At 72.1% G+C, this 19,504-nt stretch carries 20 protein-coding genes; 8 read left to right on the top strand and 12 right to left on the bottom strand.

Annotation, left to right across the window (positions count from 1 at the left end):
- Positions 1 to 23: 23 nt before the first annotated feature.
- The 12 genes from cmk to FXF65_RS29470 form a co-directional block, all read right to left on the bottom strand.
- Positions 24 to 686, bottom strand: a complete 663-nt coding sequence (gene cmk, locus FXF65_RS29525; protein WP_246199218.1) for a (d)CMP kinase — start codon at positions 684 to 686, stop codon at positions 24 to 26.
- Positions 687 to 772: 86 nt separating this feature from the next.
- Entirely contained in the window at positions 773 to 1,879 is a 1,107-nt protein-coding gene (locus FXF65_RS29520) for a prephenate dehydrogenase (protein WP_281288958.1), read from the bottom strand.
- Positions 1,880 to 1,904: 25 nt separating this feature from the next.
- The gene (gene aroH / locus FXF65_RS29515; protein ID WP_148353308.1) at positions 1,905 to 2,267 is read right to left on the bottom strand and encodes a chorismate mutase; all 363 of its coding nucleotides are present in this window, start codon (positions 2,265 to 2,267) and stop codon (positions 1,905 to 1,907) included.
- Between the two features lie 69 nt (positions 2,268 to 2,336).
- Positions 2,337 to 3,068: a pseudouridine synthase gene (locus FXF65_RS29510; protein ID WP_148353307.1), complete on the bottom strand. Its 732-nt coding sequence runs from the start codon at positions 3,066 to 3,068 to the stop codon at positions 2,337 to 2,339.
- Positions 3,065 to 3,712 carry an SMC-Scp complex subunit ScpB gene (scpB, locus tag FXF65_RS29505; protein ID WP_148353306.1) on the bottom strand — a complete coding sequence of 216 codons (648 nt, stop codon included), beginning with the start codon at positions 3,710 to 3,712 and terminating at the stop codon, positions 3,065 to 3,067. The genes FXF65_RS29510 and scpB overlap by 4 nt, the downstream gene beginning before the upstream one ends.
- Positions 3,705 to 4,589: a segregation and condensation protein A gene (locus FXF65_RS29500; RefSeq protein WP_246199216.1), complete on the bottom strand. Its 885-nt coding sequence runs from the start codon at positions 4,587 to 4,589 to the stop codon at positions 3,705 to 3,707. Before FXF65_RS29500 ends, scpB begins: the two co-directional genes overlap by 8 nt.
- Before the next feature lie 112 nt (positions 4,590 to 4,701).
- Positions 4,702 to 5,355 (bottom strand): hypothetical protein, encoded by a 654-nt coding sequence (locus FXF65_RS29495; RefSeq protein ID WP_148353305.1) that lies wholly within the window; start codon positions 5,353 to 5,355, stop codon positions 4,702 to 4,704.
- Positions 5,356 to 5,362: 7 nt separating this feature from the next.
- Positions 5,363 to 6,229, bottom strand: a complete 867-nt coding sequence (locus FXF65_RS29490; RefSeq protein WP_148353463.1) for a ParA family protein — start codon at positions 6,227 to 6,229, stop codon at positions 5,363 to 5,365.
- 201 nt (positions 6,230 to 6,430) lie between these two features.
- Entirely contained in the window at positions 6,431 to 7,345 is a 915-nt protein-coding gene (locus tag FXF65_RS29485; RefSeq protein ID WP_246199191.1) for a site-specific tyrosine recombinase XerD, read from the bottom strand.
- Positions 7,346 to 7,580: 235 nt separating this feature from the next.
- The gene (locus FXF65_RS29480; protein WP_148353303.1) at positions 7,581 to 8,210 is read right to left on the bottom strand and encodes an NUDIX domain-containing protein; all 630 of its coding nucleotides are present in this window, start codon (positions 8,208 to 8,210) and stop codon (positions 7,581 to 7,583) included.
- Positions 8,207 to 9,901 (bottom strand): CTP synthase, encoded by a 1,695-nt coding sequence (locus FXF65_RS29475; protein WP_148353302.1) that lies wholly within the window; start codon positions 9,899 to 9,901, stop codon positions 8,207 to 8,209. Before FXF65_RS29475 ends, FXF65_RS29480 begins: the two co-directional genes overlap by 4 nt.
- 164 nt (positions 9,902 to 10,065) lie before the next feature.
- Positions 10,066 to 11,793 carry a coiled-coil domain-containing protein gene (locus FXF65_RS29470; RefSeq protein WP_148353301.1) on the bottom strand — a complete coding sequence of 576 codons (1,728 nt, stop codon included), beginning with the start codon at positions 11,791 to 11,793 and terminating at the stop codon, positions 10,066 to 10,068.
- A gap of 383 nt (positions 11,794 to 12,176) precedes the next feature.
- On the opposite strand from FXF65_RS29470, the gene pip reads away from it, so the two are divergent.
- The 8 genes from pip to ehuD all read left to right on the top strand — a co-directional run bounded on the left by pip (position 12,177) and on the right by ehuD (position 19,499).
- Positions 12,177 to 13,145, top strand: a complete 969-nt coding sequence (gene pip, locus FXF65_RS29465) for a prolyl aminopeptidase (protein WP_148353300.1) — start codon at positions 12,177 to 12,179, stop codon at positions 13,143 to 13,145.
- A 625-nt stretch (positions 13,146 to 13,770) separates the two neighbouring features.
- Positions 13,771 to 14,331, top strand: a complete 561-nt coding sequence (ectA, locus tag FXF65_RS29460; RefSeq protein WP_148353299.1) for a diaminobutyrate acetyltransferase — start codon at positions 13,771 to 13,773, stop codon at positions 14,329 to 14,331.
- A gap of 50 nt (positions 14,332 to 14,381) precedes the next feature.
- Positions 14,382 to 15,644, top strand: a complete 1,263-nt coding sequence (gene ectB / locus FXF65_RS29455; RefSeq protein ID WP_148353298.1) for a diaminobutyrate--2-oxoglutarate transaminase — start codon at positions 14,382 to 14,384, stop codon at positions 15,642 to 15,644.
- Positions 15,645 to 15,770: 126 nt separating this feature from the next.
- Positions 15,771 to 16,166 (top strand): ectoine synthase, encoded by a 396-nt coding sequence (locus FXF65_RS29450; RefSeq protein ID WP_148353297.1) that lies wholly within the window; start codon positions 15,771 to 15,773, stop codon positions 16,164 to 16,166.
- Entirely contained in the window at positions 16,163 to 17,128 is a 966-nt protein-coding gene (thpD, locus tag FXF65_RS29445) for an ectoine hydroxylase (protein WP_148353296.1), read from the top strand. Before FXF65_RS29450 ends, thpD begins: the two co-directional genes overlap by 4 nt.
- A 104-nt stretch (positions 17,129 to 17,232) precedes the next feature.
- Positions 17,233 to 18,126, top strand: coding sequence for an ectoine/hydroxyectoine ABC transporter substrate-binding protein EhuB (gene ehuB / locus FXF65_RS29440; protein ID WP_148353295.1), 894 nt, complete (start codon positions 17,233 to 17,235; stop codon positions 18,124 to 18,126).
- Between the two features lie 3 nt (positions 18,127 to 18,129).
- Entirely contained in the window at positions 18,130 to 18,846 is a 717-nt protein-coding gene (gene ehuC, locus FXF65_RS29435; RefSeq protein ID WP_148353294.1) for an ectoine/hydroxyectoine ABC transporter permease subunit EhuC, read from the top strand.
- Positions 18,846 to 19,499 carry an ectoine/hydroxyectoine ABC transporter permease subunit EhuD gene (ehuD, locus tag FXF65_RS29430; RefSeq protein ID WP_187412546.1) on the top strand — a complete coding sequence of 218 codons (654 nt, stop codon included), beginning with the start codon at positions 18,846 to 18,848 and terminating at the stop codon, positions 19,497 to 19,499. Before ehuC ends, ehuD begins: the two co-directional genes overlap by 1 nt.
- The last annotated feature ends 5 nt before the right edge of the window (positions 19,500 to 19,504 follow it).

The raw sequence follows: 19,504 nt of genomic DNA, 5'->3' as shown, positions 1-19,504 counted from the left end.
GCGGGGACCGTCAGGCCGCCCGCTCACTCATGCTCTTTGGCGAGGCGGACGACCGCCTCGATGACCTCGGCGAGGCTCAGCTCCGTCGAGTCGATCTCGTGCGCGCCGCCCGCCCGCGTCAGCGGGGACGCCGTCCGGGTCGAGTCGAGCCGGTCGCGGCGGGCCTGCTCGGCCCGCGTCACGGTCACCGACGCGCCCGGGTCGGCCGCGAGGTCCTTCGCGCGGCGCACGGCCCGCGCCTCCTCGCTCGCCGTCAGGTACACCTTGACCTGGGCGTCCGGAATGACGACCGTGCCGATGTCGCGGCCCTCCACCACGATCCCGCCGGCGCCGATGATCTCGCGCTGCAACTCGACCAGCCGGGCCCGGACCGCCGGGACGGAGCTGACCGCGCTGACCGCGTTCGTGACCTCGCGGGTGCGGATGGGACCGGACACGTCCGCCCCGTCCACCGTGATCGTCGGCGCGTCGGGGTCGGTGCCCGACACGATCACCGGATCCGCGGCCCGCGCCGCGACGGCCGCCGCGTCCTCGACCGGGACGCCGTGGCCGAGCATCCACCACGTCATGGCGCGGTACATGGCGCCCGTGTCCAGGTAGCGGAGCCCGAGCGCGCGTGCGACGCCCTTGGAGGCGCTGGACTTGCCCGACCCGGAGGGTCCGTCCATGGCGATGACGAGCACGATCGGTCCCTCTCTCGTTGGGCGGGCGTCAGCCCAGGCTACCGGTCCCCCGGCACCCCGCGGACCGCCGCAACCGGACGCGGAGCGCCCTAGCCGGGGACGGACCAGCCGCGGGCGCGCAGCTCCGCCGCCAGCCGCTCGGCGGCCTCCGGCACGACCGCGAGCTCCAGCACGCCGAGCGGGCGGCCCGGCGAGTGCTCGATCGTCACGTCCTCGATGTTGACGCCCGCGATCCCCGCCGCCTGGAAGATCATCGCGAGCTCGCCGGGACGGTCCGGGATGACGACCTGGACGGTCGCGTACGCGGGCTGGTCGCCGCCGTGCTTGCCGGGGATCCTGGACCGGCCGGCGTTGCCGCGCAGCAGCAGGTCGGCGACGTGCTGGGCGGCGTCGTCGCTGCCGTCGCGCAGCAGCGACGCGGCGACCGCGAGGTCGGTGGCGACGGCCTCCAGCACCTCGGCGACGGGCGCGGAGTTCGCCGACAGGATCCCGATCCACAGCCGGGGGTCGCTCGCCGCGATGCGGGTGACGTCCCGGACGCCCTGCCCGGACAGGCCGAGCGCCACGTCGTCCGCGCCGGTCAGCCGCGCCGCGACGGCGGCGGACACCACGTGCGGGGCGTGCGAGACGAGCGCGACGGCCCGGTCGTGCTCGGCCGCGTCCACCTCGACGGGCATCGCGCCGCACGCCCGCGCGAGGCCCCGGACGGCCGCGACCGTCTCCGGCGCCGCGTCCGGCGTCGCGCACAGCGCCCACGGGCGGCCGAGGAACAGGTCGGCGCGGGCCGCGCTCGGCCCGGACCGCTCGCTGCCCGCGAGCGGATGCCCCGCGACGAACGCGGTCAGGTCGCAGCCGAGGTCGGCGGCCTGCTGGAGCGGCAGCGCCTTCACGCTGGCGACGTCGGTGTAGGCGGTGGCGAGGCCGCGCTTCTGCGCGTCCAGCAGCGTCACCGCGACGGCCGCGGGCGGCACCGCGAGGACCGCGAGGTCGGCGGGCTCGGCGTGCACGCCGTCGGAGAGCGCGCCGCCGGGCAGCGCGTCGCCCGCGCCGAGTTCGACCGCGAGGCGCAGCGCCGCCGCGTCCCGGTCGGTCAGCAGCACCTCGGCGCCGCGCTCGCGCATGGCCAGGGCGATCGACGTGCCGATCAGGCCCGTGCCGACCACGATGATGCGCCGCGGCGCCGCGTCCTCGTCCACGCCGGTCACCCTACTTGCACGATCGTCACTGGGCGATGTCGAGCCGGAGCGCGGTCGCTCCCCGCAGGTAGACGTGCTGGACGTCCGACCGCGGCCGGTCGGTCTCGATGTGCGCCATCAGCCGGATCACCCGCGGCAGCGCGCCCGGCACGCCGATCTCCGTCGCGCACAGCAGCGGCACCTCGTGGAAGCCGAGCTTGCGGGCGGCGAGCGCCGGGAACTCCGCGGTCAGGTCCGGCGTCACCGTGAAGATCACGCTGATGACGTCGTCGGTGTGCAGCTCGTTGCGGGCCATCACCGCGGCGACGAGCTCCGCCGTCGCCTCCAGGATCTGGTCCCGGTCGTCGGCGTCCACCTGCGTCGCCCCGCGGACCGCGCGTACCGCCACAGCCAGCCCCTCCTCGATGTCTCCGTGCCGTGTCTCTGTGCCGTGCCTCTGCGCCGTCTTTAGGCCGTTCTACAGGCCGACGGCCTTGTACAGCTCGCCGATCTCGCGGGCGGTCAGCGCCCGCATCCCGCCCGGGCTCAGGTTGCCCAGCTTGATCGGGCCGAACTCGGTCCGGGCGAGCTGCTGGACGGGGAACCCGACCTCCTTCAGCAGCCGCCGGACGATGTGCTTGCGCCCCTCGTGCAGCGTGATCTCCACCAGGATGCGCTTGCCGACCTGGTCGAAAATGCGGAACTTGTCGGCCTTGGCGGGGCCGTCGTCGAGCGTCACGCCCGCCCGGAGCCGCTTGCCGAGATCGCGCGGGATCGGCCCGTGGATCTCCGCCAGGTACGTCTTCGCCACCCCGAAGGACGGGTGCGTCAGCCGGTGCGACAGCTCTCCGTCGTTGGTGAGGAGGATCAGCCCCTCGGTGTCGGTGTCGAGCCGTCCGACGTGGAACAGCCGCTCGGGCACCTCCACGTAGTCGGCGAGGGACTTGCGGCCCCGCTCGTCCGACATCGTGGACACCACGCCGCGCGGCTTGTTGATCGCGTAGTAGCGGGTCTCCGCGCGGGTCTCGACCCGCTTGCCGTCGACGTGGATGACCGCGCGCTCGGGGTCGACTCGCTCGCCGAAGCGGAACACCCGCTTGCCGTCGACGGTGACGCGGCCCTCGCCGATCAGTTCCTCGCAGTGCCGGCGGCTGCCGATCCCGGCGTCGGCCAGGACCTTCTGCAGCCGCACGCCTTCGTTGTCGCTCACGTGTCCTCAACTATCTCGTCTGGCAGGTCGTCTGGGAGGTAGGGGGCGAGCTCGGGGAGCTCGTCGAGGTCGCGCAGGCCGAGCCGCTCCAGAAAGTACCCGGTGGTGCGGTACAGGTGCGCCTGGGACTCCGGGTCCTGGCCGGCGGTCTCGATGAGGCCGCGCAGCGTCAGGGTGCGGATCACGCCGTCGCTGTTGACGCCGCGGATCGCCGACACGCGGGCCCGGCTCACCGGCTGCCGGTACGCGACGACGGCGAGCGTCTCCAGCGCGGCCTGGGTGAGCCGCGCCTGCTGCCCGTCGGTGACGAACCGCTCCACGACCGGGGCGCACACGTCCCGGGTGTAGAACCGCCAGCCGCCGGCGACCTCCCTGAGGTCGAACCCGCGGCCCTGCTCGGTGTATTCCGCGGCCAGCTCGCGCAGCGTACCCGCGACCTCGCCGCGGGGACGCTCCAGCAGCTGCGCGAGCGTCATCTCGGTGACCGGCTCGTCCACCACAAGCAGGATCGCCTCGATCGAGGCGCGCAGGCCCGGCGGCTCCGGCGCCTCCGCGGCGTCCGCGGCCTCCGCCGGGCGCGGCACCGCCGCGGCGTCCGGGGCCGCAGGGGCGTCCGCGGCCTCGGGGGCGGGGTCGTCAGTCATCGTCTCCCTCGTCCTTCTCGGGCTTCTGGGCGGCATCGGCCTTCTGCGGGGCGCCGTCGTAGTCGTCGCCGACCTCGACGTCGCCGTCGTCGGCGCCGGTCCAGGTGACGTGCAGCTCGGCGAGGGGCTGGTCCTGCTCGAACGTGACGTTCCGGTCGCGGTACAGCTCAAGGAGCGCCAGGAACCGCGCGACGACCTCGTAGGTGCCCTGCGCGTCGGACGCGAGGACGCGGAACGTCGTCGTGCGCAGCCGCCGCAGCCGCTCCACCACGATCTCCGCCTGCTCCTTGACGCTCGCCTTCGGCTGGTAGATGTGCTCGACCGAGACCGACGGCGGCTCCTTCGGGGTGAGCGCCTTCGCGGCGAGCCGGGCGAACTGGTCCGGGCCGAGGCCGAGCAGCACCTCCGGCAGGACGTTGGCGAACCGCGGCTCCATCGGCACGATCCGCGGGAACCGGCGGCTCGCGTCCGCGATCCGCGCGGCGATCACCCGCGCGACCTCCTTGTAGGCCCGGTACTGCAGCAACCGCGCGAACAGCAGGTCGCGGGCCTCCAGGAGGGCGAGGTCGTCCTCGTCGTCGACCTCGCCGGACGGCAGCAGCCGCGCCGCCTTCAGGTCGAGCAGGGTCGCGGCGACGAGCAGGAAGTGGCTGGCCTGGTCGAGGTCCCAGTCCTTGCCGTGGGCGTGGATGTGCGCGATGAAGTCGTCGGTGACCTTGTGCAGCGACACCTCGGTGATGTCGAGCTTGTGCTTGGAGATCAGGCCGAGCAGCAGGTCGAACGGGCCCTCGAAGTTGTCCAGGTGGACGCGGAAGCCGTGCTCGTCCCCGGCTTCCCGCTCCGTTCCCGGCTCCGGGTCGGGCGGCGTCTCGTCCACGTCGCTCACGGTAGCGGAGGACGGCTCCCGCGCTGTGCTCACCGGCCACATCGTCCCACGCGGCGCGGCGTGCTCGCGCCAGGCCCGATCACCACCGGTCACCGGCCGGGGGTCAGCGGCCCGTCATGCGGTGGACGACGCCCTCCACGTACGCGCGGGTGAACCGCTCCGACGGCCCGTTGATCTCCACATCGCCGCCGGTGATCGGCTGGAGCACCTGCGCGGGCTCGGACACGAGCGACCCGCCGACGAGCATCGCCATCCGCCCGGAGGGCAGTCGCGCGGTGCTCGCCTGCGCGGCCTTGCCGGTGAGCGCGGCGAAGCCGGAGGCGTCGCGGGGCGTCAGCGTCATCCCGAGGCTCCAGGCCAGGCGGCCGGTCGCCGGGTCCGGCGGGACGGCCCGGACCTCGTCCAGGCGGTGGACGGTCAGCGCGTCTGCGCCGAGGGTGAAGCAGGCGGACCCGTCGGGCGCGGGCAGCGCGCCGCCTTGGCAGGGCGGGCGGCTCTCCGCCGCGATGAGCCGGAACGTCAGCGGCTCGCGCAGGTCGACGGGGCCTAACGACGCGGCGGAGGCGCCGCCGCGGCCGTCGTCCCGCAGCAGCCAGGCCGCCAGCCCGCCGATCGCGACGAGCACGGCGACGACCGCCGCGATCAGCACGAACACGAGCGGCCCGGCGCCTCCGCCGCGCGGCGGAGGCAGTGCGGCGGTCGGTGGCGGGAAGGGCGGCGGCGGAGGCCCGTACGGGGTCCCGGGGGGACGGCTCACCGCGCCCTTACTCCACTTCGGCCCACCTGACGAGCACCTCCCGCGCGAGGCTGCGGTAGGCGTTCGCGCCCATCGAGTTGGGGTCGAAGAACGTGATCGGCTCGCCGGCGACGGTCGCGTCCGGGAACCGCACCGTGCGGTTGATGACGGTGTGGAACACCTTCTCGCCGAACGCCTCGACGATGCGTCCGAGGACCTCGCGGGTGTGCAGCGTGCGCGAGTCGTACATGGTGCCGAGGACGCCGTCGATGACGAGGTCCGGGTTGATCCGGCCCTGCACCTTCTCGATGGTCTCCATCAGCAGCGCGACGCCGCGCATCGCGAAGTACTCGCACTCCAGCGGGATCAGCACGCCCTCGGCGGCGGCCAGCGCGTTGATCGTGAGCAGGCCGAGCGACGGCTGGCAGTCGATCAGGATGTAGTCGTAGTGCGCGACGGCCGACTTCAGCGCGCTCTGCAGGATGTACTCGCGTCCGACCTCGTGGACGAGCTGGACCTCGGCGCCGGACAGGTCGATGTTGCTCGGCAGCAGGTCCATCCCGTCGACACCGGTCTCGATGACGATGTCCTCCCACTCGGTGTCGCGTTCGAGCAGCAGGTTGTGGATCGTCAGGTCGAGCTGGCGCGGGTCGCCCTTGCCGAGGCCCACCGACAGGGCGCCCTGCGGGTCGAAGTCGACGAGCAGGACGCGGCGGCCGCACTCGGCGAGCGCGGCGCCCAGGTTGATCGTCGTGGTGGTCTTGCCGACGCCGCCCTTCTGGTTGCAGACGGCCACGATCCGTGCGGGCCCGTGCTCGGCCAGCGCCTCCGGCTCCGGGAAATCCGGAACGGGACGCTGAGTGGGCCCGAGGGCGCGGCTCGGGTCGGTCTCTATGGTGGCGGAGGAAAGGACCCCTCCTCCACCGTTAGTGCTGGTCACCAGATCCCTCCCCGGCGGCCCGGAAATGCCATCCAGAACGGGGACTCTAGGGCCGTCCCTTCCATGGCTCAAGCCGACGCGCGCCGATCGTAGCGATTTGTCAGCCCAGGCGGGCGGGTCCTGTCAGGTTCGGTCAACCCCGGGGCCGCGAGCCGGTCAGCTCCGCGCGCGGGGATGGGACGTCGCGTACACCTCGCGCAGCAACTGCACTGTGACCAGCGTGTACACCTGCGTCGTGGTCACCGAGGCGTGCCCGAGGAGCTCCTGCACGACGCGGACGTCGGCGCCGCCGTCGAGCAGGTGCGTCGCGAACGAGTGCCGCAGTGTGTGCGGGGACACCTCGGAGAGCCGCGCGCGGTCGGCGGCGGCGCGCAGCACCATCCACGCGCCCTGCCGCGACAGCCGCCCGCCGCGCGCGTTCAGGAACAGGGCGGGGCCGCCGCGCCCGGCCGCGGCGAGTTCGGGACGGGCCCGCACCAGGTAGGCGTCCACGGCCTCGCGGGCGTAGTCGCCGATCGGCACGACCCTGGCCTTGCCGCCCTTCCCCGCGACGCGGGCGAACCCGTCGCGCAGGTCGAGGTCGTCGACGTCCAGGCCGACGGCCTCGGAGATCCGCGCGCCCGACCCGTACAGCAGTTCGAGGAGCGCGCGGTCGCGCAGGCCGCGGGCGGCGCCGGGACCGTCGCCGGACGGCGCCGCGGCTGCGAGGAGGCGCTCGACCTCGTCCAGGGAGATCGCCTTCGGCAGGCGGCGCGGCGGCGTCGGCGGCTTGACGTCGTGCGCGGGGTCGGCGGGCGCGTGGCCCTCGCGGAGCGCGAACCGGTGCAGCCCGCGGACGGCGACCAGCGCCCGCGCCGCCGACCCGGCCGACAGCGGCGGATGGTCGTCGTCGCCCTCCCGCAGGCCGACGAGGAACGCGCGGACGTCGTCCTCGGTGATGTCGGCGACCGCCGCGCGGCCCCGGCCGTCCTGGACCTCGACGTAGCGGCGCAGGTCGCGGTGGTAGGAGCTGAGCGTGTTGGCGGCGAGGCCCCGTTCGACGGCGAGGTGCCCCAGGTAGGCGCGGACCACGGAGGCGAGCGCGGAGCCGGCGGCGGCGCCCGGCGGCGCGGCGGTCCGGGGGGTCGGGGACAGTGCGGCACCTCTTCCGGCGGCGGTCGGGCCTCCGGCCGGGCGGCGGCCCCGGCCGATGCGGACCCGCCCATCATGCCCCCTCCCGCCGGGGAGGGGGACATCACCCGCGACGCCCCGGCGCGTCGGCGCGGCCGATCGTCGGGGCGTCCGCGCGGGCCGGGCGCCGGGGCGGTCAGTCCTCGGGGGCGTCCACCGGGCGCAGGTCGGCGAAGCCGGAGTCGCGGGCCGCCCGCACGGCGAGGACGCCCACGCAGGCGATCATGTTGTGCACCTCGCCCGCCAGGACCTTGCGGACCGCGTCGTCCAGCGGCACCCACACGATCGGCATGTCGGCCTCCTCGTGGACGCGCTCGAAGTCGATCTCGTCGGCGGGCACCTCGGCGAGGCCGCGGGCGAGGAAGATCCGGACGCGCTCGTCCGCCATCCCCGGCGAGGGGTACACGTCGACGAGGGTGTCCCAGCGATCGGCGCGGTACCCGGCCTCCTCCAGCAGCTCCCGCTCGGCGAGCTTGTGGAGCGGCTCGCCGGTCACGTCCCGCAGCCCGGCGGGCGGCTCCCACAGCAGCCGCGACACCGGGTGCCGGTACTGCCGCAGCAGCAGGACGCGGTCGCGGTCGTCGAGGGCGAGGACGCCGACCGAGCCGATGTGCTGGATCACGTCGCGGGCGACGAGCTCGGTGCCGTCGCCGCGCGGCATCTCGACCCGGTCGGTGCGGACGTCGAACACCCGCCCCTCGTACACGGTGGTGCGCTCCGCGACCGGCCACCGCTCCGGACTGTCGCGGACGTCGTCCGGCGTCATGACGCGGTCACGTTTCCGGCGTCGGCGCCGCCGGCGCGGGCGGCGGCGTAGTCGAGGGCCGCGGAGACGAGCCCGGTGAACAGCGGGTGCGGGCGCGTCGGCCGCGACCGGAACTCCGGGTGCGCCTGCGTCCCGACGAAGAACGGGTGCTGGTCGACGGGCAGCTCGACGTACTCGACCAGCCGTCCGTCCGGGGACAGGCCGGAGAACCGCAGGCCCGCCTGCTCCAGCCGGTCGCGGTAGGCGTTGTTGACCTCGTACCGGTGCCGGTGCCGCTCGGACACCTTCGCCTCCCCGTACAGCCCCCGGACGACCGAGCCGTCGGCCAGGTCGGCGGGGTAGAGGCCGAGGCGCATCGTGCCGCCCATGTCCCGCTCGCCGGCGACGACGTCGACCTGGTCGGCCATCGTCGCGATCACGGGGTCGGCGGCGGTCGCGTCGAACTCGGCGCTGTCGGCGCCGTCCAGCCCGCCGAGCGTCCGCGCCGCCTCGATGACCATGCACTGGAGGCCGAGGCAGATGCCGAGCAGCGGCAGCCGGTTCTGCCGGGCGTGCCGGACCGCGCCGACCTTCCCCTCGATGCCGCGGACGCCGAACCCGCCGGGGATCAGCACGCCGTCGACGCCGTCCAGTTCCCGCTTGGCGCCCTCCGGCGACTCGCAGTCGTCGGACTTCACCCAGCGGATGTGGACCTTGGCGTCGTTGCCGAACCCGCCGTGCCGCAGCGCCTCCGTCACCGACAGGTAGGCGTCGGGCAGGTCGATGTACTTGCCGACCAGCGCGATCGTGACCTCGCGCGCCGGCTTGTGGACGCGCCGGAGCAGCTCGTCCCAGGCGCCCCAGTCGACGTCGCGGAACGGCAGGCCGAGGCGGCGCACGACGTAGGCGTCCAGGCCCTCGGAGTGCAGCACCTTCGGGATGTCGTAGATGCTCGCGGCGTCGACCGCCGAGACGACGGCCTCGCGGTCCACGTCGCACATCAGGCTGATCTTGTGCTTGAGCCCGTCGGTGATCGGCCGGTCCGACCGGCACACGATCGCGTCGGGCTGGATGCCGATGGAGCGCAGCGCCGCGACCGAGTGCTGCGTCGGCTTGGTCTTCAGCTCCCCGGACGGGACGATGTACGGCAGCAGCGACACGTGCAGGAAGAAGCAGTTGTCGCGGCCGATCTCGTGCCGGATCTGGCGGACCGACTCCAGGAACGGCAGCGACTCGATGTCGCCGACCGTCCCGCCGACCTCGGTGATGACGACGTCGACCTCGGTGTCGTCCGCCATGCCGCGGATGCGGTCCTTGATCTCGTTGGTGATGTGCGGGATGACCTGCACGGTGTCGCCGAGGTACTCCCCGCGCCGCTCCTTGGCGATCACGTTGGAGTAGACCTGGCCGGTCGTGACGTTCGCCGACCCGTGCAGCTCGGTGTCGAGGAACCGCTCGTAGTGGCCGATGTCCAGGTCGGTCTCGGCGCCGTCGTCGGTGACGAACACCTCGCCGTGCTGGAACGGGTTCATCGTCCCGGGGTCGACGTTCAGGTAGGGGTCGAGCTTCTGCATGGTGACCCGGAGGCCGCGGAGGGTGAGAAGCCGTCCCAGGCTCGACGCCGTCAGCCCCTTGCCGAGGCTGGACGCGACACCGCCGGTGACGAACAGATGCTTGGTAGGACGTGGTCTACCAGTGGCTGCCGAAGGCAAGAAGGCACTCCCGTGGTCGTTGCGAGGCGGACGAGTCTCACTGTCCACGGGCCACCAGGATAACAGCCGTGACCACCGGTTCGTTTACCGAGCGTCCCCCACCAGGGCCCCTACCGCCGGAGACGCGCGCCGCCCGGCGGTGAAGGGCCCCTCGGGGCCCCGGATCAGGGCCCGAAGGAGGAGGGCAGCGCGTTGGACCCCGCGGGCATGATCGTGCGGAGTTGGCGCGTCAGCTCGTCGATCAGCGACCGGGCCTGGTCGGCCGCGTTGCGGGCGGCGTCGCGCTCCTGGGACAGCTCGGCTATCTGCGCGCGCTGCTCGGTGACGGCCTGCGCCAGCTGGTCGACCCACTGGTCGCGCTCGGCGAGCTTCTCGGCGACGGCGTCGCGCTCGGCGGCCATCTGCCGCATCGCGGCGACGGTCTTGTCGCGTTCGCGGCCCGCCTGGTCTGCGCGGCCGCGGGCCAGGGTCAGCTCCGACTCGGCGCGCGCCTGGGCCTGGACGGCGGCCTCCCGCGACCGCTCGGCGGCCTCCCGCGCCTTGGCGTTGCCGTCGCGCTCGCGCTCGGCCTTCTTCGCCGCCTCCAGCGCCTGCGAGGCGGTGCCGAGGGACTGGTCGCGCTCCGCTTCGGCGGTCTCGGTCCGCTTGGCGGCGTCCTGGGCGCGGCGCTCCGCGTCCTGGGCGCGCCGGTCGGCGTCCTGCGCGCGGCGGTCGGCGTCCTGGGCGCGGCGCTCGTTCTCCTGCGCGCGGCGCTCGGAGACCTCGGCGCGGCGGCGGGACTCGTCGGCCTCCTTGCCCGCCGCGACCACGGCGTGCTGGAGGTTCTGCGCCGTCATCTCGGCGTCGGTGACCTTGGCGCGCAGCGCGGACAGCTCGGCGTGCGCGGCCTCCAGCCCCCGGGACAGCTCCGCGGCCTGCTCGGCGACGCGGTCGCGCTCGGCCTCGGCGGACCGGCGGCCGCCCACGGCGTCCTCGACGGCGCGCAGGGCGTCGTCGCGAGCCTCGCTCATCGCGTCCCGCTGCTGGATCGCCTGCCGGACCGTCGCCTCCGCCTCGGCGACGCGCCGCTCCGCCGCCTCGACCTGGGCCTGGATCTGCTCGACCTGCGCGCGCGCCTGATCGGCCTGGGCCCGCGCCTGGTCGGCCTGGACGCGGCCCTGCTGGGCCTGGTTCCACGCGGCGGCGGCGTCGCGCTGCGCGTTCTCCTTCTCGGTCTGCAGGGCGGCGATCTGGGCGACCGCCTCCTTCTGGACCTCGGCGGCGCGGCGGTCGGCGTCGGCGAACTGCCGCTCGGCCTCGACCGCGCGGCGCTCGGCCTGCTCGGCCTGGCCGCGGGCGCGCTGCACCTCGGCCCACGCGGCGGCGGCGTCGCGCTGCGCCGACTCCTTCTCCTGCTGGACGGCCGCGACCTGCGAGGCGGCCTCGTTCTGCGCCTCGCCGACGCGGCGCTCGGCCTCGACGACCCGGCGCTCGGCCTGCTCGGCCTGGCCGCGGGCGCGCTGCACCTCGCCCCAGGCGGCGGCGGCGTCGCGCTGCGCCGACTCCTTCTCCTGCTGGACGGCCGCGACCTGCGTCGCGACCTCGCTCTGAGCCTCGTTGACCTTGCGCTCGCCGGCGGCGAGGGCGTCGCCGATGAGGTCGGCCATCTGGCGGAGGCGCTCGACGATGTCCCACGGCTGGGCCTCGCCCTGCTCCAGCTCCGGCCGGGTGGACTGGGCCGGCTGGCCGGGTTGGCCCGGCTGGCCGTGCTGTCCCGGCTTGGCCATCTGGATCGGCAGCTGCGCCGCGGGCACCGGGGACTCGGGCGCGCGGCCCGGGTCGCGCCCCATGGCGGGCCAGGGCGCCGCGCCGTCGGGGACGCCGCGGGCGCCCGATCCGTTCAGCTCGCTCACTGCTCTGCCCGCCTCACGGCCCGGCGCCACGCGGGCGGCACGGCTCCGCTCGTCGCGGTCGCCCCGTCCCTCGCCCGACGCATCGCCCGACGGCTCGTCATCTCGCTCACGTGTCTCCTCGCCCGGCGGCGCCCGGCCGCCTCCGCGGGGGTCGGTGTGCTCGTCCCGTTCGCTCCGCCACCGGCCCGGGGCCTCGTCGCTTCGCTCACGAAGGCACTCTAGCCCCGACCAGCGGAGCGTTTGCCCAGTTTGGGGTTTGCCTTCTCTTCCCCGGCGCGGTATCGCCGCACGCAGACCGCCTGTTCAGGACACCGACGGCGGTCGGGACGGTGCCGCGGGTCACATCCCGCGCGCGCCCCGGACGGGTGCGACAATCGCGCCCCATGGAGCTTCGCACCCTGTATCCGCCGATCGAGCCGTACGACTCCGGGCTGCTCGACGTCGGCGACGGCGACCGGATCTACTGGGAGGTCTGCGGGAACCCCGACGGGAAGCCCGCGGTGATGCTGCACGGCGGCCCGGGCGCCGGGTGCGCCCCGGCCCACCGGCGGCAGTTCGACCCCGAGGCGTACCGGATCGTCCTGTTCGACCAGCGCAACTGCGGGCGGAGCCTGCCGCACGCGAAGGATCCGGAAGTGTCGCTTGAGGCGAACACCACCTGGAACCTGGTCGGCGACCTCGAGCGGCTGCGCGAGCACCTCGGCATCGAGCGGTGGCTGGTGTTCGGCGGGAGCTGGGGCAGCGCGCTGTCGCTGGCCTACGCGCAGACCCATCCGGAGCGGGTGACCGAGCTGGTGCTGCGGGGCATCTTCACGCTGCGCCCGTTCGAGCTGTACTGGTTCTACCAGGAGGGCGCGTCGCTACTGTTCCCTGACCTCTGGGAGAAGTACATCGAGCCGATCCCGGAGGACGAGCGTGAGGACCTCATCTCCGCGTTCCACGAGCGGCTGGAGTCGCCCGACCGGGACGTGCGGGTCGCCGCGGCCAAGGCGTGGGCGACGTGGGAGGGGTCGACGATCACGCTGCGGCCCGACCAGGAGCTCGCCGACGACTTCGGCGAGCCCGACTACGCGGTGGCGTTCGCCCGCATCGAGAACCACTACTTCGTCAACGCGGGGTTCCTGGAGGACGAGCAGCTGATCCGGGACGTGGACCGCATCCGGCACATCCCGGCGGTGATCGTCCAGGGGCGCTACGACGTGTGCACCCCGGTGGCGACGGCCTGGGACCTGCACCGCGCGTGGCCGGAGGCCGACTTCCACATCGTCGACGACGCGGGCCACGCCTACAGCGAGCCGGGCATCCTGCACCGGCTGATCGAGGCGACCGACCGGTTCGCCGGAAAGCCCTGACCCGTAATCCGACCGCGCTGAGCGCGGCGTCGGGACGGCGCCTGGGCGGCCTTGAATCGGCTGCGTCGTAATGCGGGCAACGGTTGCACCGGAATCGGGTCGGGGTGCGGCTCGGCGCCGCGCCCCGGCCGGCCGGGTTGTCAGCCGAAACGGGGTGGTTCTTACCTTTCGGTAAGGCGGACCTTGCTCTTTTGTTACCGATCCTGCCCCTTGACCGACAGTGGATCCACCCCCCAGAACCCACGTCGACGCCTTGCCCCACACCCGCCCCAGCACGCCCGCGAACGGACGACCTCCCGCGACGCGACGTGACGCCCGCCGCACCCGCGCAGTTGACACGAATTCTTAGTGACTTACCTCACACAACCGATACACAAATCCCGTCCCCATGCGCTGACACGACATTAAGGTTGCGTTCAGGAAACGTCCTGACGGCGTACTCCGAGCATGCGGCAGTACCTCCTGCGTAGCATGGGGAAAGGCGTACGGCGGGCCGCTTGGGAAATCGCAGAATTGCACCGAATTCGGCGAAGCATTTAACCCTACCCAGCGCGTACCAGGCTAAACATCCCGCCCATAACATTCCGCAGCGATCATGTCGCGCGATTCGCTAAGTTGCCTGGACATGGCAGCGCAACCCCTGGAAAGACCGACCCGACGCCACGATTCGAACGAGACGAACGCGGACGTGCGACTCCAGGAGCCGAGCCTCGCCGACGGCCCGGAGCTTTGGCGGCTCGCCCGGGACTCTTCCGTCCTGGACGTCAACTCGCCTTACAGCTACGCCCTTTGGTGCCGCGATTTCGCGGACACTTCCGTCGTGGCGCGCGACGGCGGCGTCCCCTGCGGATTCATCACCGGCTACGTCCGCCCGGGGCGGCCCGACACGTTCTTCGTCTGGCAGGTCGCGGTCGACCGCGACCACCGCGGCCGCGGCCTCGCCCGCCGCATGCTCGACCGCCTCGCCGACCGGCTCGTCCCCCGCGGGCACCGGTTCATGGAGGCGACGGTCACGCCGGACAACACCGCCTCCACCGCGATGTTCGAGTCGTTCGCCCGGGACCGCGGATGCGAGGTCGTCCGCGCCCCGCTGTTCGGCGCGGAGCACTTCCCCGATGGGGGACACGAGCCCGAGGTGCTCTTCAGGATCGGCCCGATCGCCACGCGAACCGACGGCGCGAACTGACAGGTCCACTCCCCCACCAAGCTCCCACCTCTACTGCCTGGAGGCAGCACATGGACGTTTTCGACCACATGGAATCGGAAGTCCGCGGCTACTGCCGCGGCTGGCCCACGGTGTTCGCGACGGCGCACGGCAGCCACATGACCGACGAGCACGGGAAAACGTATCTGGACTTCTTCGCCGGCGCCGGGACGCTGAACTACGGGCACAACAACCCGCAGCTGAAACGCCGGCTGCTGGACTATCTCGCCGGCGACTCGGTCGTGCACGGCCTCGACATGTACACGACCGCGAAACGCGACTTCCTGGAACGATTCAACGAGTACGTGCTGCGCCCCCGCGGGTTCGACTACAAGGTCCAGTTCCCAGGACCCGCGGGCAATCACTCGGTCGAGGCGGCGCTGAAACTCGCCCGCAAGTACACCGGCCGCGAGACGGTCGTCAGCTTCACCAACGCCTTTCACGGGATGACGCTCGGCGCGCTCGCGGTGACCGGCAACTCGATGAAGCGCACCGGCGCGGGCGTCCCGCTCGGGCACGGCGTCGCGATGCCCTACGACAACTACCTCGACGGCCGCACGCCCGACTTCCTGCTCTTCGAGACGATGCTGGACGACAGCGGCAGCGGCCTGGACAAGCCCGCCGCCGTGATCGTCGAGACCGTGCAGGGCGAGGGCGGCATCAACGTCGCCACCGCGGAGTGGCTGCGCGGCCTCCAGGACCTGTGCCGCCGGCACGAGATCCTGCTGATCGTCGACGACGTGCAGATGGGCTGCGGCCGCACCGGGCCGTTCTTCAGCTTCGAGGAGGCCGGGATCGTCCCGGACATCGTCTGCCTGTCCAAGTCGCTCAGCGGCTACGGGCTGCCGTTCGCGATCACGCTGATGAAGCGCCACCTGGACGTGTGGGACCCGGGCGAGCACAACGGCACCTTCCGCGGCTTCAACCCCGCGTTCGTCACCGCCGTCGCCGCCCTGGAGGACTACTGGGCGGGCGAGGGCATGGAGAAGCAGACGATCGCCAAGGGCCAGCAGGTCGAGACCGCGCTCGACGAGATCGCGCTCGCGCACGCGGGCGCCGTCGACGGCGTCCGCGGCCGGGGCCTCGCGTGGGGCCTCGTGATGAACGACGCCGAGCTGGCGCCGAAGGTGTGCGCCGAGGCGTTCTCGCGCGGGCTGCTGATGGAGACGTCCGGTCCCGAGGGCGAGGTCGTCAAGCTGCTGCCGCCGCTCACCACGACCGAGTCCGAGCTGGCGCACGGCCTGGAGATCATCGCGGACTCGCTGGAGGCCGTCCGGCAGACCGTCGCGGTCTGACCCGGCCCCGACCGGCACCGGTCCGAGCGACCCCGACCACCGTCCGAGCCGCTCCCGGGCCCCGCGCGGGCCCGGCCTCGGGCCCCCGCGGGCCCGGCCTCGGGCATATCCGGAAAGAGGAGATTCATGATCGTTCGTTCCCTTGACGAGATCATCGGCACCGAGCGCGACGTGCAGGCGCCGACCTGGTGCAGCCGCCGGTTCGTGCTCGCCAAGGAGGGCGTCGGCTTCTCACTGCACGAGACGATCCTGTACGCGGGGACCGAGACCAGGATGTGGTACGCGAACCACGTCGAGGCCGTCTACTGCATCGAGGGCAACGGAGAACTGACCAACGACGAGACCGGCGAGAAGCACAAGATCGAGCCGGGCGTCATGTACCTGCTGGACGGCCACGAGCACCACACCCTGCGCGCTCACACGGACGTCCGGACCGTCTGCGTGTTCAACCCGCCCTGCACCGGCCGGGAGGTCCATGACGAGAACGGCGTTTACCCCCTGCTGACCGAGGAGGACGCATGAGCATCATCGAGTCGCATCCGACGATCGACGACGCCTATCCCACCCGGAAGGCTTCCGAGGCGGCGCTCCTGTACCGGCAGGACCCGGTGGTGTACGGCGGGCCGGGGGACGGCCCGGTCGACGCCGCGACCCTCGACTCGTTCGAGGCCAACGGATTCCTCGGCGTCGACCAGTTGCTCGCCCCGGAGGAGGTCGAGGACTACCGCGCCGAGCTGCGCAGGCTGTCCGCCGACCCGCGGGTGCTCGCGGACGAGCGGACGGTCACCGAGCGCGGCTCGGACGAGGTCCGGTCGATCTTCGAGATCCACAAGATCAGTGAGCTGTTCGCCGGACTCGTCCGCGATCCCCGAGTCGTCGGACGTGCCCGGCAAATCCTGGGTTCGGAGGTTTACGTCCACCAGAGCCGGGTCAACTACAAGCCAGGGTTCACTGGCAAGGACTTCTACTGGCACTCGGATTTCGAGACCTGGCACGCGGAGGACGGCATGCCTCGGATGCGCGCGGTGAGCATATCCATCGCGCTCACCGAGAATTTCGTGCACAATGGCGGGCTAATGATCATGCCTGGCTCGCACAAGACCTTCGTCGCCTGCGTCGGAGAGACCCCGGACGACCACTACAAGGAGTCCCTGCGCGGCCAGGAGATCGGCACGCCGGACCCGAACAGCCTGTCGATTCTGGCTGAGAAACACGGTATCGAGCTGTTCACAGGGGCGGCCGGCTCTGCCACCATGTTCGACTGCAACTGCATGCACGGCTCGAATGGGAACATCACCCCGTTCCCCCGCTCGAACGTGTTCATCGTGTTCAACAGCGTCGAGAACACATGCGTCGAGCCGTTCTCGGCGCCCGCGCCGCGTCCGGAGTTCATCGGCGCCCGCGACTTCACCCCCGTCGGCGCCGGAGCCGCTACGGGAGACGAGAGGGCCCGGCCCTCCTCGAATGGCGTCGCGGGCGGCTGAATGAACACAACGATTCGATAAACCCGACACCTCGACCCCGCGCCTGTGAAGGACCCGCAGTGGTCTTTCACAGGCGCGCGGTCACACCATCCAGGAGTTCGATGATGACCTCTTCGAGACGCGACTTCCTCCGCACCGCCGTGCTGCTGTCCGCCGCGGTGCCGCTGGCCGCGGCGGGCTGCTCCACGACGGACCCGGAGGAGGAGAAGAAGGGCGGGGGCACGCTGCAGAAGGCCAAGGACGCGGGGTCGATCACGGTCGGCTTCGCCAACGAGGCGCCCTACGGCTACACCGACAAGTCCGGGAAGCTCACCGGCGAGGCGCCCGAGCTGGCCAGGGCCGTCTTCAAACAGCTCGGAATCGACGACGTGAAGGGCGTCCAGGTCGACTTCGGCGGCCTGATCGCCGGGCTCAACGCCCGCCGCTTCGACACGATCGCCGCCGGGATGTTCATCACGCCGGAACGCTGCGCGTCGGCGGCGTTCGCCAATCCCGAATACGTTGCCAAGAGCGCCTTCATGGTGAAGCAGGGAAACCCGAAGGGCCTGAAGGCCGCCGGGGACCCGGCGAAGACCGGCGCGCGGGTCGGCGTCATGACCGGCGCCGTCGAGGCCGGATACGCCGAGAAGTCCGGGGTCAAGAAGAGCAACATCAAGACGTTCGCCGACCAGCCGAGCGCATTCGAGGGGCTCAAGGCCGGGCGCATCGACTGCATCTGGCTGACCCGCATCTCGCTCGCCGACCTGCTGTCCAAGCACGAGGGGCAGGGATTCGAGGTCACCGAGCCTTTCGTCCCGGTCATCGACGGCAAGGAGCAGTTCGGCGCGGGCGCGTTCGCCTTCCGCAAGGCCGACGCGGACCTGCTGAACGCCTGGAACGGCGAACTCGACAAGCTCAAGCAGCAGAACAAACTGCTGCCCATCCTGCAGCCGTTCGGCTTCACCCAGGCGGAGATGCCCACCGCCGGCGACACGGCCGCCAAGTTCTGCCAGGGCTGACCCGTGGGTGACGTCCTCGACGGCTACAACCAGTGGCTGGACGGCGCGTGGCTCACGTTCAGGCTCACCCTGCTCGGGGGCGCGCTGGCCCTGGTCCTCGCCCTGGTCTTCGGCCTGGCGGGCACCTCGCGCCGCGCCTGGGTGCGCGGCCTGAACCGGGTGTACGTGGAGTTCTTCCGCGGCAACGCGACGCTCGTGCTGCTGTTCTGGTTCTTCTACGCGCTGCCCCTGATCGGGCTCCGGTTCTCCACCATGTTCGCGGCGGTCCTCGCGCTCGGCCTGAACATCGGCGCCTACGGCGCGGAGGTCGTCCGCGGGTCGATCAAGGCGGTCCCGAGAGCGCAGTACGAGGCGACCGTCGCGCTGAACTTCACGCCGTACCAGCGGATGCGCCGGGTCCTGCTGCCGCAGGGCTTCGCGCTGATGCTCCCCCCGTTCGGGAACCTGATCATCGAACTGATGAAGGGCACGGCCATCGTGTCCCTGGTCGGCCTGGTCGACCTGACCCGCGTCTCGAAGAACATCCAGGGCAGCACGGGCCAGACCGTCGCGGCGTTCACGGTGGTGCTCGTCCTCTACTTCGTCATCGCGCAGGTGCTGCAGCTCGCCGTCCGGTACGCCGAGCGGCGGGTGGACCGCATGCTCGGCCGCCGGCTGCCGAGTGAGCCGTCGCTCGGCACGATCGCCGCGGGCGCGCCCGGCACGGGGGTGAGCGGCTGATGGACTGGGACTGGCAGTACTCCGGGGACATCCTCCCCGACCTGCTGGACGGCCTGCGCTACACCGTCATCGCGACCCTGGCCGGCTACGTGATCGCCCTGGTGCTCGGGCTGGTGTGGACGCTGCTGCGCCGCTCCCCGAGCCGGGTGTTCAACCAGGCGATCCGCTGGATCACCGAGTTCATCCGGTCGACGCCGCTGATCCCGCAGCTGTACTTCGTCTTCTTCGTCCTGCCCGCGTGGGGCATCACGATCGGGTCGCTGACGGCCGGGATCATCACGCTCGGCGTCCACTACTCGACCTATACCGCCGAGGTGTACCGGGCGGGGATCGCCGACGTCCCGAAGGGGCAGTGGGAGGCGTGCACCGCGCTGAACCTGCCGCGGTCGCGGGTGTGGCTGGACGTGGTCCTGCCGCAGGCGATCCGCCGGGTGATCCCGACGCTCGGCAACTACCTGATCGCGATGTTCAAGGACTCGCCGATGCTGCTGGCGATCAACGTCGCGGAGCTGCTGTTCTCCGCCTACCAGGTGGGGGCGAAGTCCCTGCAGTTCCTGGAGCCGATCACCATGGTCGGGCTGTTGTTCGTCGTGGTCAGCGTCATATCCTCGATACTCGTCCGCCGCCTGGAGAGGCGTTATGCCACCAATTGATCCCG

It is taken from the genome of Actinomadura syzygii, assembly GCF_008085905.1.
Classification (GTDB): domain Bacteria; phylum Actinomycetota; class Actinomycetes; order Streptosporangiales; family Streptosporangiaceae; genus Spirillospora; species Spirillospora syzygii.
This window is presented reverse-complemented; position numbering and strand designations above follow the sequence as displayed.